A 16,845-nucleotide genomic window follows, 5' to 3' on the forward strand; every position below is an offset into this window, starting at 1 on the left:
CGACTGCATGGATGCAGGAGGTAGAGCGACGCAGGATGCCAAAGCCGAGAGCCGCGATGGGCCAGGGATGGCCCACCGTCGGTGGGCCGCATCCGGTCGGGCCTCTGGAGCGGCGATGGAGTGAAACGTAGCGAAGCGAAGTAACAGCCGAAGGCTGGCCCGAAGGGCGAGCGAAGCGAGTAACGAACCCTGGCGTAGCCAGGGCCGGATGAACGGGCGGAGGGCTTGGTTACTTTGCCCGCAAAGTAACTCGCCCGGGAGGGCGAAACAAAAAACTTCAGCAAAAACGCGGCAATTCGGAACAAGCCTCCGAAACACCGTATTGCCAGTCCAGTCTCAATCAACCAGTTCCCAGCAAGAAAAAAGGAGCCCGAAGGCTCCCTTTTTCACAGCAGACAGAATCAATGAATGATCTGACTGAGGAACAGCTTGGTGCGCTCGTTCTGCGGGTTGGTGAAGAAGGTATCAGGCTCAGCCTGTTCGACGATCTCACCCTTGTCCATGAAGATCACCCGGTTGGCCACGGTACGGGCAAAGCCCATTTCGTGGGTCACGCAGAGCATGGTCATGCCGTCTTCGGCCAGGCCGATCATGGTGTCGAGCACCTCTTTCACCATCTCCGGGTCGAGCGCCGAGGTCGGTTCGTCGAACAGCATGATCTTCGGCTTCATGCACAGCGCACGGGCAATCGCCACACGCTGCTGCTGACCACCAGAAAGCTGGCCCGGATACTTGTGCGCTTGCTCAGGGATACGCACGCGCTCAAGGAAGTGCATGGCGATTTCCTCAGCCTGACGCTTGGGCATCTTGCGCACCCACATCGGGGCGAGGATGCAGTTCTGCAGCACGGTCAGGTGCGGGAACAGGTTGAAGTGCTGGAACACCATGCCCACTTCGCGGCGCACGGTCTCGATGTTCTTCAGGTCGCGGGTCAACTCGGTACCGTCGACCACGATGCGTCCCTGCTGGTGTTCTTCCAGGCGGTTGATGCAGCGAATAGTGGTCGACTTGCCCGAACCCGACGGGCCGCACAGAACGATACGCTCGCCCTGGGTCACGTTCAGGTTGATGTCCTTGAGCACGTGAAACTGACCGTACCACTTGTTCACGCCGGTGAGCTGGATGATGCCTTCACCCGCGCCGGAGGCTTTGATTGCTTCTTTCATATTAGGTCCTCAACGCTTGTGGCCGGTATCCAGCTTGCGCTCCAGGTGCATGGAGTAGCGGGACATGCCGAAACAGAAAATCCAGAAAATCAGGGCAGCGAACGCGTAACCCTCGGTTGCCATACCCAGCCATGCGGGGTCGGCAGCCGCCTGTTTGACGCTGTTGAGCAGGTCGAACAGGCCAATGATGATCACCAAGCTGGTGTCCTTGAACAGGGCGATGAAGGTGTTGACGATGCCGGGAATCACCAGCTTGAGCGCTTGCGGAAGGATCACCAGGCCCATCATGCGCCAGTAACCCAGGCCCATCGCGCCAGCGGCTTCGTACTGGCCCTTCGGAATCGCCTGCAAGCCGCCGCGTACCACTTCAGCGATATAGGCCGACTGGAACAGGATCACCCCGATCAGCGCGCGCATCAGCTTGTCGAAGCTCATGCCCTCAGGCAGGAACAGCGGCAGCATCACCGAGGACATGAACAGTACGGTGATCAGCGGCACCCCACGCCAGAATTCGATGAAGGTCACGCAGACCACCTTCACCGCCGGCAGGTTGGAACGACGCCCCAGCGCCAGCAGGATACCCAGCGGCAGAGCCCCGGCGATGCCGACAGCAGCGATCACCAGAGTCAGCATCAGGCCGCCCCAGCGGCTGGTAGCTACGGTTTGCAGACCGAAGAAGCCACCGTGCAGCAGCCAGAAGGCCAGCACCGGATAGATCACCAAAAACGCGATGCCATAGATGGCCTTGCGCGGGAAACGGCTGATGAACAGCGGCGCCGCCCCGATAATGGCCAGGAAGGCGGTCAGATCAACACGCCAGCGCAGCTCGCTCGGGTAGAAACCGTACATGAACTGGCTGAAGCGCGTTTGGATAAATACCCAGCAGGCGCCTTCCTTGGTGCAATCGGCGCGGGTGCTGCCCACCCAGTTGGCATCGAAAACCGCCCACTGCAGCAAGGGCGGAATGGTCAGCCAGATCAGATAGAGGGCGAAGAAGGTCAGCAGGGTGTTCAACCAGTTGGAGAACAGGTTGTCACGTATCCACGCCACGGGACCAACGCTGGTGCTCGGTGGCGGTAGATCCGGTTTGAAAGTATGCGTAGTGCTCATGCGCAGGCCCTCACCGCTCGATCAGCGCAATGCGCTTGTTGTACCAGTTCATCAGCAGGGAGATGCTGATACTGATTGCCAGGTAAACGCTCATGGTGATGGCGATAACTTCGATGGCCTGACCGGTCTGGTTGAGCACGGTGCCGGCAAACAGCGACACCATGTCCGGGTAACCGATACCAGCGGCCAGCGACGAGTTCTTCGCCAGGTTCAGGTACTGGCTGGTCAGCGGCGGAATAATCACGCGCATCGATTGCGGAATGATCACCTTGCGCAGCGTCGTCCCGTTACTGAGCCCCAAGGAGCGAGCCGCTTCGGTCTGACCAAAGCTGACAGCCTTGATGCCCGAACGCACGTTCTCGGCGATGAAGGCTGCGGTGTAGACCGTCAGCGCAATGGTCAGCGCCAGCAGCTCAGGAATCAGCACCCAGCCACCAACATAGTTGAAGCCTTTGAGCTCCGGCAGCTCCCAATGCAGCGGGCTGCCGAATACCAACGCGAACAAGGTAGGAATACCCAGCGCCATGGCCAGGCCGACCCAGAACTTGTGGAAAGGTACGCCAGTGGCCTCGAAGCGGCGGTTGGCCCAGCGCACCATCAGCACGATGGCCACCAGCGTGATGACCAGACCGATCACGAAGGGCCAGAAGCCTTCGGCAGCACTCGCCGCAGGCATGTTCAAGCCACGGTTGCTGAGAAAGAAGGCGTCGTTGAGGTTGATGCTGCTACGCGGCCCAGGCAAAGGCAGCAGCACGGCGAAGTACCAGAAGAGAATTTGCAGCAACGGTGGGATGTTGCGAAAGACCTCGATATAAACGGTGGCCAGCTTGCTCAGCATCCAGTTCGGCGAAAGCCGCGCGATGCCGATAAGAAAGCCCAGAATGGTCGCCAGGACGATGCCGATGAAAGACACCAGAAGGGTATTGAGCAGCCCGATGACGAAGACGCGTGCGTAGCTGTCTGCCTCCGTGTAACTGATCAAGTGCTGAGCGATACCGAAACCGGCACTGCGCTCAAGGAAGTCGAAACCAGATGTGATACCGCGATGCTGCAAGTTGGTCTGGGTGTTGTAGAACAGGAACCAGCCAAGCGAGACCACGGCCACGACGGTGATGATCTGAAATAGCCAAGCACGCACACGTGGATCGCTAAGGGAAAACCCTTGCGGTGCGCCAATGTTTTTCTGCATGGGAATGCCCCAGGTATATCGGAACGAAAATCGCCCGGCAGAGGCTGCCGGGCGACCAGTCGGTCAATCAGCGCACTGGCGGAGCGTAGTGCAGACCACCTTTGTTCCACAGAGCGTTGAGGCCACGCTCGATTTTCAGCTCACTGCCAGCACCGACGTTGCGGTCGAAGACCTCACCGTAGTTACCCACCTGCTTGACCACTTGAACCAGCCAGTCTTTCGGCAGCTTGAGGTCTTTGCCGTATTCGCCGTCAGCACCCAGCATACGGGCGATATCCGGGTTCTTGGTTTCCTTGGCCAGGGTTTCGACGTTCTTCGAGGTCACGCCCAGCTCTTCGGAGTTCAGCATGCCGAACAGCGTCCACTTGACGATGGTGAACCACTCTTCGTCGCCACGGCGGACGACTGGGCCCAGAGGCTCCTTGGAGATCACTTCCGGCAGTACAACCCAGTTATCCGGCGCGGCCAGCTTGATGCGCTGAGCATAGAGCTGGGACTGGTCAGAGGTCAGCACGTCGCAACGACCGGCTTCCAGCGACTTGGCGCTCTCGTCGGAGGTGTCGAAGGTGATGGGGGTGTACTTCAGGCCGTTGGCGCGGAAGTAGTCGGAGACGTTCAGCTCGGTAGTGGTACCGGCCTGGATGCAGATGGTAGCGCCATCAAGTTCCTTGGCACTGGCAACGCCCAGCTTCTTGTTAACCAGGAAGCCGATACCGTCGTAGTAAGTCACGCCGGTGAACACCAGGCCCATGCCGCCATCGCGGGAGCTGGTCCAGGTGGTGTTACGCGACAGCATGTCGACTTCGCCCGACTGGATGGCCGTGAAGCGCTCCTTGGCAGTCAGCGGGCTGTATTTGACCTTGCTCGCATCACCGAACACGGCAGCCGCCACAGCGCGGCAAACGTCCACATCGATGCCCTGATAGTTGCCCTTTTCGTCCGGCACCGAGAAGCCCGGCAGACCGTCACTGACGCCACACTGCACAAAACCTTTCTTCTGGACGGCGTCCAGAGTGGCACCTGCCTGGGCGAAACTGCTGACGCCAAGCACGGCAGCGGTAGTCAATACAGCCAGGGTGGATTTCACCATCTTCATCAAAAACCTCCAGTTGCTCTTGTTGTGTTGGCGTCTCCGCCCTGCTTCTCCACCCTTTTGAGGCATGCGATCCGCTGGCAGCAACGGTATCGCCAAGAAGCTCGGACGCCGGGTGAAAGACGAATTGGCGCTACCCTCTGCTGGCCAACTGTCCCACCCTGCCCGTCGGTTAAACGGGCCAGAGACGGATCGTCACCCGCCGGGCGCAAAGCCCTCGCGGTTTGTAAGGAACCCCACACAGCAGATTCCTGCCTGTTGCACGATGGGTAATGGCAGAGTGTTACCGTTACCGCATCGCGTCGTCAGTCTGGATCTGTCTTAGCAAGCCCCGTACCAGGCGCTAGCAATGTGCCTGTTAAATGGGGGTCAAGAGCAAAACTTGCGCCCTTGCGACAACTTATTCATAGATTAGCCGACCCTGGCGAAAGTCAACGCACCAATTTAAAGCGCGCGCACCACACTGGAGCTACCAATGACCGCACCTATGATCCTGCAGCCTACACACCCCGCCGACGCCAGCGTAATCTGGCTGCACGGCCTGGGCGCCGACCGCTATGACTTCCTGCCGGTTGCCGAAATGCTGCAGGAGCGTTTGCCCAGCACACGCTTCATTCTGCCGCAGGCACCGACCCGCCCCGTCACTATTAACGGCGGCTGGAGCATGCCGAGCTGGTACGACATCCTCGCCATGAGCCCGGCCCGCGCCATCGATCAGAGCCAACTGGAAGAGTCCGCCGATCAGGTGCTGGCCTTGATCGCAGCCGAACGCGAGAGCGGCATCGCTGCCGAGCGCATCGTGTTGGCCGGTTTTTCGCAGGGAGGTGCCGTGGTGCTGCATACCGCCTTCCTGCGCCATAGTGAGGCACTGGGTGGTGTGCTGGCACTTTCGACCTATGCGCCTACCTTTACTGATGAAATGCCGCTGACGGATACACAAAGACAACTGCCAGTGCTGTGCCTGCATGGCAAATTCGACGAAGTGGTCACCCCTGACATGGGCCGCGCCGCATTTGAGCGTCTGCACAACCAATCTGTACCGGTACAGTGGCGCGACTATCCCATGACCCACGAGGTCGTGACGGAAGAGATTCGCGACATCGCAGATTGGCTGAGTGAACGCCTGGCCCGCTAAACAGGTCGTTTTCGACGGCCTGCAATCGCATGGAGAGCAATAGGAAAGATGAACACAGCGCCCCTGATTCGCACCCTGCACGATATCGAAACCATCGAGCGCACAGCACTCGCCGAGCGTGATCTGCCGCCGAGCACCTTTGACCTGATTAGCCGAACCGCGCAGGCCAACCCCAATGCTCCGGCGCTGTCTTTCCTGCTACAGGGCAACGGCGAAGAACAGCCGCTGACCCTGAGCTACAGCGAGTTGCTGGGCAAGATCATCCAGACCGCCAACGCCTTCCACCGTCTGGGCCTGCGCCCTGGCAAAGCGGTGTCCTTCCTACTGCCCAACCTGCCACAAACCCACTTCACCATCTGGGGCGGAGAAGCCGCAGGCATCGTCAATGCGATCAACCCCCTGCTCGAACCCGAGCACATCGCCGAGCTGATCCACGCCGCAGACTCCGATCTGCTGGTGACGCTCGCCCCTTTCCCCGGCACCGACCTCTGGGGCAAGGTCGATGCCCTGCGCGAACAGTTGCCGGAGCTCAAGGCGATACTCTGCGTAGACATGGCCAACCTGCTGCCAGAGCCACAGCGCAGTGCAATCAAAGCCCAGCGCGGCGCCTTGCCCGAAGGCGTGCTGGATTTTGACGAAACCATTGCTGCCTGTCCGGCTGACCACTTAGAAAGCGGCCGTGTTATCGCCACCGATGACATCGCCAGCTACTTCCATACCGGCGGCACCACTGGCACGCCGAAACTCGCCCCGCACAGCCACGGCAACGAAGTGGCGATGGCCTACAGCATGAACCTGGTCACCCGCTTCGGTGTAGGTGACGTGACGCTCTGTGGCCTGCCGCTGTTTCACGTCAACGGTGTCATCGTCACCGGCCTGACGGCCTTTATCGGCGGCGCCGAAGTGTTGCTGGCGACCCCACAGGGCTATCGCAATACCGCCCTGATCAGCAACTTCTGGAAGATTATCGAGCGCCACAAGGTCAGCTTCTTCAGCGGCGTGCCGACCATCTATGCAGGCCTGCTGCAGATCCCCAGCGAAGGCTACGATCTATCGTCGCTGAAATACGCACTGTGCGGCGCCGCACCGATGCCGGTGGAACTGATCCGCCAGTTCGAAGCCAAGACCGGGCTAACCCTGATCGAAGGTTACGGCCTCACCGAAGGCACCTGCGGCAGTTGCGCCAACCCACCAGAGGGCGAACGCCGCCCTGGCTCCATCGGTATGCGAATCCCCTATTGCGAGGTCAGCATCAAGGTGCTCGACGAACAGGGGCAGTACCTGCGTGAAGCCCAACGCAACGAAATCGGCAACCTGTGCATTCGTGGCCCCAGCGTGTTCAAAGGCTACCTGCAAACCAGCAAAAACAAAGGTATCTGGGTCGACGGTGACTGGTTCAACACCGGTGACCTGGGGCGCATGGACGCCGACGGCTACATCTGGCTGACCGGGCGCAGTAAAGATCTGATCATCCGTGGCGGGCATAACATCGACCCGCAGATGATCGAGGAGGCCCTGCACAAACACCCAGACGTGGCACTGGCCGCAGCCGTGGGCAAACCGGATGAAAAGGCCGGCGAACTCCCCGTGGTCTATGTGCAGCTCAAACCGGGCAGCCAGACCTGCGAGGCCGAACTGCTTGAGCATGCCGCGGCGCACATCCCCGAGCGTGCCGCCGTGCCCAAGGACGCCTGGATCATCGACGCCATTCCACTGACTGCAGTGGGCAAGACCTTCAAACCGGCATTGCGCTTCGATGCCATCACCCGCGTCTACCAGGCCGCTCTACACGAACTCGATAAGGCGATACGCGTCGAGGTGCAAAGCGATGACAAAGCCGGGCAACTGGCCCATGTGTACCTGCCACGCGCAGATCAGGCATTGGCCGAGGCCATTGCCACGCGCTTGTCCGGTTACGCCATCGGCCACCGGATTCATCACCCCGCATGAATTGGCAAGGCGCAAGGACGCGCGCCAGTTAACATCCTGAAAACAAAGTACAACCACTGGTCGGCCAGCCGCCGGGCGAACATTGTCTCGCCAGAAGGCCGGGAATACTGTCGAATCTACTTTCAAGAACAGGGAGCGTTCACCCAGCCACTGGGCAGCACTCTCCCGCCAATCCCAAGACGATTGAATGAAGCTGGCTCATTGGCAGGTCGACCTGCAGCAAATCAAGCAACTGAGGCTGTTCAATCAGGTAGCAGTGGATAACCTGGACCAGTTACTCAAGGAATTTCGCGCCTACGATCTGGAGGCCAGCGAAGTTCTACTGTCGCCCTTCAATCGCAACCAACACCTTTATCTGCTGATCAGTGGCCGTCTACGCGTCTACCTTGGCTCGCTCGACAACCAGGCGGTCAGCACCCTGGAAGTCGGTGATTGCGCCGGAGAAATCAGCTTTATCGACAACGAACGCCCCAGCGCCTACGTCGTCGCCGAGCAACCCTCCACGGTACTGCGCCTGCACCGAGAATCGCTGATCGAACTCTTCCATCAGTCCCCGCAGATGATGCAAAACCTGCTGGAGTTGCTGTGCGAACGCGTGCGCCAGGGCAATCGGCAGATCCTCGACAGCGAGCAGCATGCCAACGTCGACACCCTGACCGGCAGCTTCAACCGACGCTGGCTGGAGCATGTATTCGCACGTGAAAACGCCCGCTGCGCGTTCAGCGGCCAACCGCTGTCACTGCTGATGCTCGATGTCGACCACTTCAAGCGCTACAACGACCAGCATGGTCATCTGGCCGGCGACTATGCCCTGTGCCTGGTCGCTCATACCCTGCGCAACCAACTGCGCCCCAAGGACAGCCTGGTGCGCTTCGGCGGCGAAGAGTTCGTCATCGTCCTGCCGGAACTGGCAGCCAAAGAAGCACGAGGCATCGGCGAACGCTTGCGCAAGAGCCTGGAGCAAATCAGCACGTTTTACTCCCCAGTCGGCGTCTTGCCAGGGGTGACCATCTCCCTCGGCCTCACCCAGATGCAAAACAGTGACAGCCTGCAAGCGCTGATCGCACGGGCCGATGCCGCGCTGTACCAAGCCAAGCAGCAGGGGCGTAACCGCCTTTGCGGCTAGCGCTACAGCTCACCCCTTGACAGACGCCAGCGAAGCACTTCGCCACGCCCGCGTCTTGCATTACACTGGCGGGCGTTCACTCCTTAACCAGTCGATGAGAAGCCCGTGCTCAAAGCACTCAAGAAAATGTTCGGCAAAGCCGAAGACGAGCAGCCACAACCAGCGCCGTCCCCCGTAGCAGCCCCTGCCCAGAGCAGCGGCTCAGGCGAAAAGCCTCCCCGTCAGAACAAACCGGCCGCCAAGGCCCAAGAAACTACTGGCGATGCGCCTGCTCCCCAACAGCCCCGCCCGCCCAAGGCCGACAAACCGCGCCGTGAGCGCCCAGCTAAGCCTGTCGAGACCTGGAAGCTGGAAGACTTCGTAGTCGAGCCCGCCGAAGGCAAAACGCGCTTTCACGATTTCAAGCTCGCCCCCGAGCTGATGCACGCCATCCACGACCTCGGTTTCCCCTACTGCACACCGATCCAGGCGGGCGTACTGGGCTACACCCTCAAAGGCCAGGACGCCATCGGCCGCGCCCAGACCGGCACCGGCAAGACCGCCGCCTTCCTCATCTCGATCATCACCCAGTTGCTGCAGACCCCGGCGCCGAAAGAGCGCTATATGGGCGAGCCACGTGCGCTGATCATCGCGCCGACCCGCGAACTGGTGGTGCAGATCGCCAAGGACGCCGCCGAGCTGACCAAGTACACCGGCCTCAACGTCATGCAGTTCGTCGGAGGCATGGACTTCGACAAGCAGCTCAAGCAGCTTGAATCGCGTTTCTGCGACATCCTCGTGGCCACGCCGGGCCGCCTGCTCGACTTCAACCAGCGCGGTGAAGTGCACCTGGACATGGTCGAGGTAATGGTGCTCGACGAAGCCGACCGCATGCTCGACATGGGCTTCATCCCGCAGGTGCGCCAGATCATCCGCCAGACACCGATGAAGGGCGACCGCCAGACCCTGCTGTTCTCCGCCACCTTCACCGATGACGTGATGAACCTGGCCAAGCAATGGACGGTCAACCCGGCCATCGTCGAGATCGAGCCGGAGAACGTCGCCAGCGACACGGTCGAACAGCACGTCTACGCCGTGGCCTCGGCAGACAAGTACAAGCTGCTGTACAACCTGATCAGCCAGAACGACTGGACACGGGTGATGGTCTTCGCCAACCGCAAGGACGAAGTACGTCGTATCGAAGAGCGCCTGACGCGCGATGGCATCAGCGCCGTGCAGATGTCCGGTGATATCCCTCAGCACAAGCGCATCCGCGCGCTGGAGGGTTTCCGCGAGGGCAAGATCCGCGTGATGGTCGCCACCGACGTAGCCGGTCGCGGCATCCACGTCGATGCCATCAGCCACGTGATCAACTTCACCCTGCCGGAAGACCCGGACGACTACGTGCACCGCATCGGTCGTACCGGCCGCGCCGGCACCAGCGGCACCTCGATCAGCTTCGCTGGCGAGGACGATGCCTTCGCCCTGCCCCCCATCGAAGCGCTGATCGGCCGCAAGATTCAGTGCGAAATGCCGCCGGACGAGTTGCTCAAGCCGGTGCCGCGCAAGCACTAAGCGCACAAAACAAAAAGGCGAAGCCAGTAGCTTCGCCTTTTTATTTCGCAAATGGACGGGTTGCTTTCGCTCTGCCTGCGGCCTTGGCGCCAGCCCCTTTCGCGGATAAATCCGCTCCTACCAAGCGCGGCCCACACTGGGTGCGCAAAGCCTGGAGCGAATTGATTCGCGCCCCGTCCCGATCATCAGGTTTCCACACCTGATTCGTCGGTCGGCTTGCTCTCGCTTTCCTGGCTCTCGGCTTGCTCGTCCTCCTCGGACTTACCCAACGCTCGGTTGGTCGACTCCTGCAAGGTGTCGACCTGACGGTTGACCTCATCGACCACCTCGCCAACCGAATCATTGATCAGCGCCTGCGCTTCCTTTTTCGCCTCTTCGGCAAACTTCTGCGCCGACTGCTCGGCGGCATCGCAACCGGCCAAGGCGACCAGCGCCATACTCAAGCTGACCAGAGCCAGGTTCTTCTTCGAGAAAATTGTCATCTTTAGCTACTCCAGTATCGGGTTGCCCGACCGCGCCATGCGCGCGGCCGGGGGAAAGCGTCAGGACTTACCGGGTTGTTGCTCACGGGTTTTGTACAGCGACACCAGCACGCCACCGATCAGCAGGCTCAGCGTCACGCTCAACGACACCACAGCCGGGATCTTGCCGATGATGCCGACCAGGAAGATCTTCGCGCCGATAAACACCAGTACCAGCGCCAGCGCGTACTTGAGGTAGGCGAAGCGGTGGATCAGCGCCGCCAGGGCGAAGTACAGGGCACGCAGGCCGAGGATGGCGAAGATGTTCGAGGTGTAGACGATGAACGGATCCTGGGTGATGGCGAAGATCGCCGGCACGCTGTCGATGGCGAACATCAAGTCCGCACACTCAATCAGAATCAGCGCCAGGAACAGCGGCGTCACCCACAGCACACTGCGGCCATTGCCGTCATCCTGACGCACGAAGAAGCGCTCACCGTGCAGGTTGTCGGTCACACGCAAGCGCTTACGCAGGAAATTCACCAACGCGTTGTTCTGCAAGTCCGGCTCATCGTCGAGCTTGGAGAACAGCATCTTCACGCCGGTGAAGAACAGGAAGGCGCCGAACACGTAGAGAATCCAAGAGAACTCGTGGATCAGCGCCGCCCCCAGACCAATCATGATCGCCCGCAGCACCAGCACGCCCATGATCCCCCAGAACAGCACCTTGTGCTGGTACTGCCTGGGGATAGCGAGGAAGCTGAAGATCATGGCCATGAGAAATACGTTGTCCATCGACAGCGATTTCTCAATCAGAAAGCCGGTGAGGTAATCCATGCTGGCGTCACCGCCTTTCTGGAAGAACACCCAAACACCGAACAGCAAGCCCGCCGTGATGTAGCCAGCGGACAACAGCAAGCTCTCGCGCACGCCGATTTCGCGATTATCGCGATGCAGCACGCCAAGGTCGAAGGCCAGAAGGGAGATGACGACAGCGATGAAGACCAGCCACAACCAGGTGGCGGTGCCGAGGAAGTCGGCGAAGAGAAACGGTTCTAGGGCAGTCATGAGCCCCTCCTACAGTCAGATTGAACAGACTGTGATTCCGACATCGCGGTATTAACCGCCAGAGGGGCCCGGCATCACGGGCGCAAAGATACTCAGGCCGCGAACGCCACTCAACGAGGCGAATTTTGCAAAGTATTTCGCCTTAGTCGTCGCCCAAAGCCGTTAAAGCAGCGGCGCAGAGCGGCTGCCGAGGCTTTTCAGAACAAGCCAAGCTGGCCATCGAGCAAGCGCTCGAAGTCGCCGCCGACGAACGGCAGGATGGCGTCAGCCACTGGCTTCAACTGGCGACTGATGTAGTGTTCGTAGTCCACCGGCGACAGCAGACGCTCCAACGGTTGCGGCCCGCCGGTGGTAATCAGGTAGCTGATCCAGCCGCCACGCTGATACTGCAAGGGACGCCCCAGGCGCTGGTTGTGCTCGTCGGCCAGGCGCGCGGCGCGTACGTGCGGCGGCACGTTGCGCTGGTAGTCGTCGAGGCGCCTGCGCAAACGCTTGCGATAGATCAGCAATTCGTCCAGCTCACCAGCCAGGGTGCGTTTGACGTAATCGCGCACGTAGTCCGCATAGGGCTGACCGGAGAAGACCAGGCGGTACAGCTCCTGCTGAAAGCGCTGGGCCAGCGGCGACCAATCGCTGCGCACCGTCTCCAGGCCCTTGAACACCATGCGCTCGCTGCCATCGGCCGCGCACACCAAACCGGCATAGCGCTTCTTGCTGCCCTCTTCGGTGCCGCGAATGGTCGGCATAAGAAAGCGCCGGTAGTGCGTCTCGAACTGCAGCTCCAGCGCGCTGCTCAGGCCGTACTCATTCTGCAGATGCTCGCGCCACCAGGCGTTGACGCGGGCCACTAGCGCGCGACCAATTCGCGTCGCCTCATCCTCGTCATGGGGGCGGCCAAGCCAGACGAAGGTGGAGTCGGTGTCGCCGTAGATCACCGCATGCCCTTCGGCTTCGATCAGCTCGCGCGTGCGCTTCATGATCTGATGCCCACGCAGGGTGATGGACGACGCCAGGCGCGGGTCGAAGAAACGGCAACCGCTGGAGCCGAGCACGCCGTAGAAGGCGTTCATGATGATCTTCAGCGCCTGCGACAACGCCGCATTGCCGTCGCGTTTGGCTGCCTCGCGGCCCTGCCAGACACGCTCAACGATGGTCGGCAGGCAGTGCCGGGTACGCGAGAAACGCGCGCCGCGAAAACCCTCCACCGAGTGTTTGTCATCCGGCTGGTGCAGGCCTTCGATCAGCCCCAACGGGTCGATCAAAAAGCTGCGGATGATCGACGGATACAGGCTCTTGTAGTCCAGCACCAGCACCGAGTCGTACAGGCCGGGGCGCGAATCCATGACGAAGCCGCCGGGGCTGTTCTCGCCACGAATGTCGCCAAGGTTCGGCGCGACGTAGCCCAGGCGGTGCATGGGCGGCAGGTACAAATGGGTGAAGGCCGCCACCGAGCCGCCGCTGCGGTCGGCCGCCAGGCCGGTGACACTGGAGCGTTCGAGGAGGAAGGCGAGCAGATCGGTGTGGGCAAAAATCCGCGTAACCAGCTCGCAGTCCTTGAGGTTGTAGTGCGCCAGCGCCGGTTTGTCCTCATCGAACATGCGCTGGATCTCGTCCATCCGCGCATAGGGCGTGTCGATGGCCTTGCCCTCCCCGAGCAGGGTCTGCGCCACCGATTCAAGGCTGAACGAAGGGAAGCTCCAGGTGGCCGAGCGCAGCGCCTCGATGCCATCGATGATCAGCCGCCCCGCCGCCTCGGCGAAGTAGTGCTGGCTGCTGTTATGCTGGCGCCAGCCCATCACATCGCCGCCACGCCCCAGCAGCAGCGGCACCTTGAGTTGCTCGGCGTGATCGCGCAGCACCCGCAGGTCGAACTGCACCAGGTTCCAGCCGATGATGCCATCGGGATCATGGCGCTCTAACCAGCTATTCAGGCGCTCCAGCAACGCCTTGCGGCTGTCACAGTATTCGAAGTTGAAATCGACACCTGTGGCATCGCCATTGGCCGGGCCGAGCATATACACCTGACGCTGACCGCAGCCTTCCAGGGCGATGGAGTACAGCTCGCCAGTGGCGCTGGTCTCGATATCCAGCGACACCAGACGCAGCGCCGGGCGGTAATCGGCGGCGGGCTTGAGCGACTTGCACAGCAGGCTGCCGTCCTGCTGCTCAACGCCCTCGAAGCTGACAGAGGCGGTGATAAAGCGCTCCATCAGGTAGCGATCCGGCGGGCGAATATCGGCCTCGTAGACATCGACACCGACCTGGCGCAGCTTCTTCTCCAACTGCAGCAACTGGCGGTACTGACGGCAGTACAGGCCCAGCACCGGACGGCGCTTGAAGTCGCGCAAGGCCAACTCGCGCAGCTCGACGCCCTTCTCATTGCGCAACAACGGCGCGGCCCAGGCACGCTGCTCAGCCGGGATGAAGGCGACCATCTCCTGGCACGGCAGGCGCACCTGGCGCGGGCCGGCATCGGTGGCCAGCCAGAAGGCCACTTCGGTGCCCTCCGGCGTGTCGCGCCAATGGCGGCTAAGCACGAAGCCTTGCTGGGGTTGCGTCATTGGGATTGGGTCACGGGTTACAAGAAAGGCCATGGGCACCTGTAGGAGCGGCTTTCGGCTCTGGCATCCTGCTTCGCTCTAACTCCTGCATCCATGCAGTCGCAGCCGCGACAGTCGCCGCTAAAAACCCTCCCACAGGAGCATGTACTGCAAACTGGCCGACCATTCTACGCCAGCGGTTACAATGGCGCCTTTTCCGCGGAACAACGCGATGAGCGACACACCTCCCTATGGCACCGGCGATGCCTCCTACCAGGCCGCAGGCGGTATCGACAGCCTGCGCCGCCTGGTCGATGACTTCTACCAACTGATGGACGAACGCCCAGAAGCCGCCGCCCTACGTGCCCTGCACCCGGCCGACCTGAGCGCCTCACGCGACAAGCTGGCGTGCTTTCTCAGCGGCTGGCTGGGCGGGCCGCGGCTGTTCGCCGAGAAGTACGGCAGCATCAGCATCCCGGCCTTTCATGCCCAGTGGCCAATCGACCAGGCGCTGGCGGAAAGCTGGCTAAGCTGCATGGCCGGTGCCGTCGCCCAGCAGAACTATGAACCGGCCTTCGCCGACTACCTGCTGACCCAACTGCGCGTCCCCGCTGAACGCTCGGTACAGGCCAGCCAAAACCGTCACCGCAAGGAACCCTGATATGTCTGACCAACTGATCATCGAAGACCTGCAAATCGGCGACGGCAAGGCCGTGGTCAAGGGCGCCCTGATCACCACCCAATATCGCGGCTGGCTGGCCGACGGCAGCGAGTTCGACTCCTCCTGGTCGCGCGGCAAACCGTTCCAGTGCGTGATCGGTACTGGCCGGGTAATCAAGGGCTGGGATCAGGGTCTGATGGGCATGCAGGTCGGCGGTAAGCGCAAGTTGCAGGTGCCCGCGCACCTGGGTTATGGCGAGCGCAGCATAGGTGCGATTCCACCCAACTCCGATCTGACCTTCGAAATCGAGCTACTGGAAGTGCTGACCCGCGATGACTGACAGCGCCCTCACCACCCTGCGCCAGCACCTGCTGCAGGCGCTGGAAACCCCACCCGGCCGCGAGACACGACGCCTGTTCCATGGCCGTGGCCGCTGCTGGCCTGGACTGGAACAGATCACTGTCGACTGGCTGTCCGGCATCGTACTGGTGATGCTGTTTCGCGAGCCGTCGCCGGCACTCAAGCCGCTGCTGATCGAATTGCTGGCGACACCGCAATGGCAGGCCAGCGGCGCACGCGGCCTGCTGCTGCAACACCGCTACGTGCAGGGCAGCGAGAGCGAATGGCTGGTCGGCGAGTCGCAGGCGCAATGGCCGATCATCGAGGACGGCCTGCACTACCTGCTTGACCTGGGCAGCAAGCAGAACAGCGGCCTGTTCCTCGATATGCGCCTGGGTCGCCAGTGGGTGCGCCAGCAGGCTGCCGGCAAACGCGTGCTCAACCTGTTCGCCTACACCTGCGGCTTCTCCGTGGCGGCCATCGCCGGTGGCGCCGCGCACGTGGTCAACCTGGACATGGCCCGCGCCGCGCTGTCACGCGGGCGTGAAAACCACCGCCTGAACGGCCATGACCTGGGCCGTGTGGAGTTTCTCGGCCACGAGCTGTTCAAGTCCTGGGGCAAGGTGCGCAAGAGTGGGCCGTACGATCTGGTGATCATCGACCCGCCGAGTTTTCAGAAAGGCAGCTTCGCCCTCACCCAGGACTACGCCAAGATTCTCCGGCGCCTGCCCGAGTTGCTGAGCGAGCACGGCACCGTGCTGGCCTGCGTCAATGACCCGGATATCGGCCCTGACTTTCTCATTGATGGCATGGCCGCCGAGGCGCCGCAACTGCGCTTCATCGAGCGCCTGGATAACCCGCCAGAGTTCCCCGATATCTCGCCTGAGAGCGGCCTGAAGGCGCTGGTGTTCCAACTGTAGCCCGGATGAAATCCGCGAGTTGCCAGCCCCGGATTACGGCGTCGTGATGACAGCGACGGCCTCAATCAACCAGCGTGCAGGCCATCACCAGCGCGTCTTCGCGGCCACCCACTGCTGGGTAGTAATCGCGACGCCGACCGACTTCATTGAAGCCAAAACGCTCGTACAGGCGATAGGCACTTTGGTTGCTGGCGCGCACTTCGAGGAAGCACTCACGCCCGCCCAGCGCATGGGCCTCTTGCATCAGGTGTTCGAGCAGGCGCAGGCCGAGGCCACGGCCCTGACTCTCCGGTTTGACGGTGATATTGAGCAGGTGTGCTTCATCGAGGATCAGGTTGATCACGCCATGACCAACCTGCTGGTTGCCTTCGAACATTAGCCAGCAGTTATAGGACTTGAGGCTGTCGGTGAAGATGCCGCGCGTCCAAGGGTGACTGAAGGCGGCATATTCGATCTTCAGCACGGCATCGAGATCCGCCTCGGTCATCGGGCGGAAGGAAATCGCATCGCTCATTGAGGGAAACTCGGGCACA

At 61.3% G+C, this 16,845-nt stretch carries 15 protein-coding genes; 7 read left to right on the forward strand and 8 right to left on the reverse strand.

Annotated features, from left to right (window positions below):
• Nucleotides 1-401 precede the first annotated feature (401 nt).
• From AERO9A_RS18885 to AERO9A_RS18900, 4 genes are all read right to left on the reverse strand, one after another.
• Entirely contained in the window at nt 402-1,166 is a 765-nt protein-coding gene (locus AERO9A_RS18885; RefSeq protein WP_159973450.1) for an amino acid ABC transporter ATP-binding protein, read from the reverse strand.
• A 9-nt stretch (nt 1,167-1,175) separates the two neighbouring features.
• Nucleotides 1,176-2,276: an amino acid ABC transporter permease gene (locus tag AERO9A_RS18890; RefSeq protein WP_159973451.1), complete on the reverse strand. Its 1,101-nt coding sequence runs from the start codon at nt 2,274-2,276 to the stop codon at nt 1,176-1,178.
• A gap of 10 nt (nt 2,277-2,286) precedes the next feature.
• Nucleotides 2,287-3,465 (reverse strand): amino acid ABC transporter permease, encoded by a 1,179-nt coding sequence (locus tag AERO9A_RS18895; RefSeq protein WP_159973452.1) that lies wholly within the window; start codon nt 3,463-3,465, stop codon nt 2,287-2,289.
• Between the two features lie 67 nt (nt 3,466-3,532).
• The gene (locus AERO9A_RS18900) at nt 3,533-4,561 is read right to left on the reverse strand and encodes an amino acid ABC transporter substrate-binding protein (protein ID WP_159973453.1); all 1,029 of its coding nucleotides are present in this window, start codon (nt 4,559-4,561) and stop codon (nt 3,533-3,535) included.
• Between the two features lie 472 nt (nt 4,562-5,033).
• Between AERO9A_RS18900 and AERO9A_RS18905 the strand changes: the two genes are divergently transcribed.
• From AERO9A_RS18905 to rhlB, 4 genes are all read left to right on the forward strand, one after another.
• A complete protein-coding gene (locus tag AERO9A_RS18905) occupies nt 5,034-5,693 on the forward strand; it encodes an alpha/beta hydrolase (protein ID WP_159973454.1) in 660 nt (219 codons plus the stop codon).
• 48 nt (nt 5,694-5,741) lie between these two features.
• Complete coding sequence (locus AERO9A_RS18910) at nt 5,742-7,643, forward strand: acyl-CoA synthetase (RefSeq protein WP_159973455.1); 1,902 nt, start codon at nt 5,742-5,744, stop codon at nt 7,641-7,643.
• Between the two features lie 187 nt (nt 7,644-7,830).
• A complete protein-coding gene (locus tag AERO9A_RS18915) occupies nt 7,831-8,769 on the forward strand; it encodes a GGDEF domain-containing protein (protein WP_159973456.1) in 939 nt (312 codons plus the stop codon).
• Nucleotides 8,770-8,874: 105 nt separating this feature from the next.
• Nucleotides 8,875-10,323 carry an ATP-dependent RNA helicase RhlB gene (gene rhlB, locus AERO9A_RS18920; RefSeq protein ID WP_159973457.1) on the forward strand — a complete coding sequence of 483 codons (1,449 nt, stop codon included), beginning with the start codon at nt 8,875-8,877 and terminating at the stop codon, nt 10,321-10,323.
• 185 nt (nt 10,324-10,508) lie between these two features.
• Here the strand turns inward: rhlB and AERO9A_RS18925 are convergent, their stop codons facing one another.
• The 3 genes from AERO9A_RS18925 to AERO9A_RS18935 form a co-directional block, all read right to left on the reverse strand.
• Nucleotides 10,509-10,805, reverse strand: a complete 297-nt coding sequence (locus AERO9A_RS18925; RefSeq protein WP_159973458.1) for a hypothetical protein — start codon at nt 10,803-10,805, stop codon at nt 10,509-10,511.
• Nucleotides 10,806-10,865: 60 nt separating this feature from the next.
• Complete coding sequence (locus tag AERO9A_RS18930) at nt 10,866-11,852, reverse strand: TerC family protein (protein WP_159973459.1); 987 nt, start codon at nt 11,850-11,852, stop codon at nt 10,866-10,868.
• Nucleotides 11,853-12,049: 197 nt separating this feature from the next.
• On the reverse strand, nt 12,050-14,413 hold the full coding sequence (locus AERO9A_RS18935) for a DNA polymerase II (protein WP_159973460.1): 2,364 nt from the start codon (nt 14,411-14,413) through the stop codon (nt 12,050-12,052).
• Between the two features lie 211 nt (nt 14,414-14,624).
• On the opposite strand from AERO9A_RS18935, the gene AERO9A_RS18940 reads away from it, so the two are divergent.
• The 3 genes from AERO9A_RS18940 to AERO9A_RS18950 are packed head-to-tail and all read left to right on the forward strand — an operon-like array spanning nt 14,625 to nt 16,312.
• Nucleotides 14,625-15,053: a group II truncated hemoglobin gene (locus tag AERO9A_RS18940; protein ID WP_178111161.1), complete on the forward strand. Its 429-nt coding sequence runs from the start codon at nt 14,625-14,627 to the stop codon at nt 15,051-15,053.
• Nucleotide 15,054: 1 nt separating this feature from the next.
• Entirely contained in the window at nt 15,055-15,393 is a 339-nt protein-coding gene (locus AERO9A_RS18945) for an FKBP-type peptidyl-prolyl cis-trans isomerase (RefSeq protein WP_159973462.1), read from the forward strand.
• The gene (locus AERO9A_RS18950; RefSeq protein WP_159973463.1) at nt 15,386-16,312 is read left to right on the forward strand and encodes a class I SAM-dependent methyltransferase; all 927 of its coding nucleotides are present in this window, start codon (nt 15,386-15,388) and stop codon (nt 16,310-16,312) included. Before AERO9A_RS18945 ends, AERO9A_RS18950 begins: the two co-directional genes overlap by 8 nt.
• Nucleotides 16,313-16,373: 61 nt before the next feature.
• Here AERO9A_RS18950 and rimI read toward each other — a convergent pair whose 3' ends face one another.
• Entirely contained in the window at nt 16,374-16,826 is a 453-nt protein-coding gene (rimI, locus tag AERO9A_RS18955; protein WP_159973464.1) for a ribosomal protein S18-alanine N-acetyltransferase, read from the reverse strand.
• Between the last annotated feature and the right edge of the window lie 19 nt (nt 16,827-16,845).

The sequence above is a fragment of the Pseudomonas sp. 8Z genome (assembly GCF_902506535.1).
Taxonomy (GTDB): domain Bacteria; phylum Pseudomonadota; class Gammaproteobacteria; order Pseudomonadales; family Pseudomonadaceae; genus Aquipseudomonas.

What these genes read in the sequence shown, in the direction of transcription:
- AERO9A_RS18885 (WP_159973450.1), bottom strand. Translation starts at nt 1,166, where the DNA reads ATGAAAGAAGCAATCAAAGCCTCCGGCGCGGGTGAAGGCATCATCCAG.
- AERO9A_RS18890 (WP_159973451.1), bottom strand. Translation starts at nt 2,276, where the DNA reads ATGAGCACTACGCATACTTTCAAACCGGATCTACCGCCACCGAGCACC.
- AERO9A_RS18895 (WP_159973452.1), bottom strand. Translation starts at nt 3,465, where the DNA reads ATGCAGAAAAACATTGGCGCACCGCAAGGGTTTTCCCTTAGCGATCCA.
- AERO9A_RS18900 (WP_159973453.1), bottom strand. Translation starts at nt 4,561, where the DNA reads ATGAAGATGGTGAAATCCACCCTGGCTGTATTGACTACCGCTGCCGTG.
- AERO9A_RS18905 (WP_159973454.1), top strand. Translation starts at nt 5,034, where the DNA reads ATGACCGCACCTATGATCCTGCAGCCTACACACCCCGCCGACGCCAGC.
- AERO9A_RS18910 (WP_159973455.1), top strand. Translation starts at nt 5,742, where the DNA reads ATGAACACAGCGCCCCTGATTCGCACCCTGCACGATATCGAAACCATC.
- AERO9A_RS18915 (WP_159973456.1), top strand. Translation starts at nt 7,831, where the DNA reads ATGAAGCTGGCTCATTGGCAGGTCGACCTGCAGCAAATCAAGCAACTG.
- AERO9A_RS18925 (WP_159973458.1), bottom strand. Translation starts at nt 10,805, where the DNA reads ATGACAATTTTCTCGAAGAAGAACCTGGCTCTGGTCAGCTTGAGTATG.
- AERO9A_RS18930 (WP_159973459.1), bottom strand. Translation starts at nt 11,852, where the DNA reads ATGACTGCCCTAGAACCGTTTCTCTTCGCCGACTTCCTCGGCACCGCC.
- AERO9A_RS18935 (WP_159973460.1), bottom strand. Translation starts at nt 14,413, where the DNA reads ATGACGCAACCCCAGCAAGGCTTCGTGCTTAGCCGCCATTGGCGCGAC.
- AERO9A_RS18940 (WP_178111161.1), top strand. Translation starts at nt 14,625, where the DNA reads ATGAGCGACACACCTCCCTATGGCACCGGCGATGCCTCCTACCAGGCC.
- AERO9A_RS18945 (WP_159973462.1), top strand. Translation starts at nt 15,055, where the DNA reads ATGTCTGACCAACTGATCATCGAAGACCTGCAAATCGGCGACGGCAAG.
- AERO9A_RS18950 (WP_159973463.1), top strand. Translation starts at nt 15,386, where the DNA reads ATGACTGACAGCGCCCTCACCACCCTGCGCCAGCACCTGCTGCAGGCG.
- rimI (WP_159973464.1), bottom strand. Translation starts at nt 16,826, where the DNA reads ATGAGCGATGCGATTTCCTTCCGCCCGATGACCGAGGCGGATCTCGAT.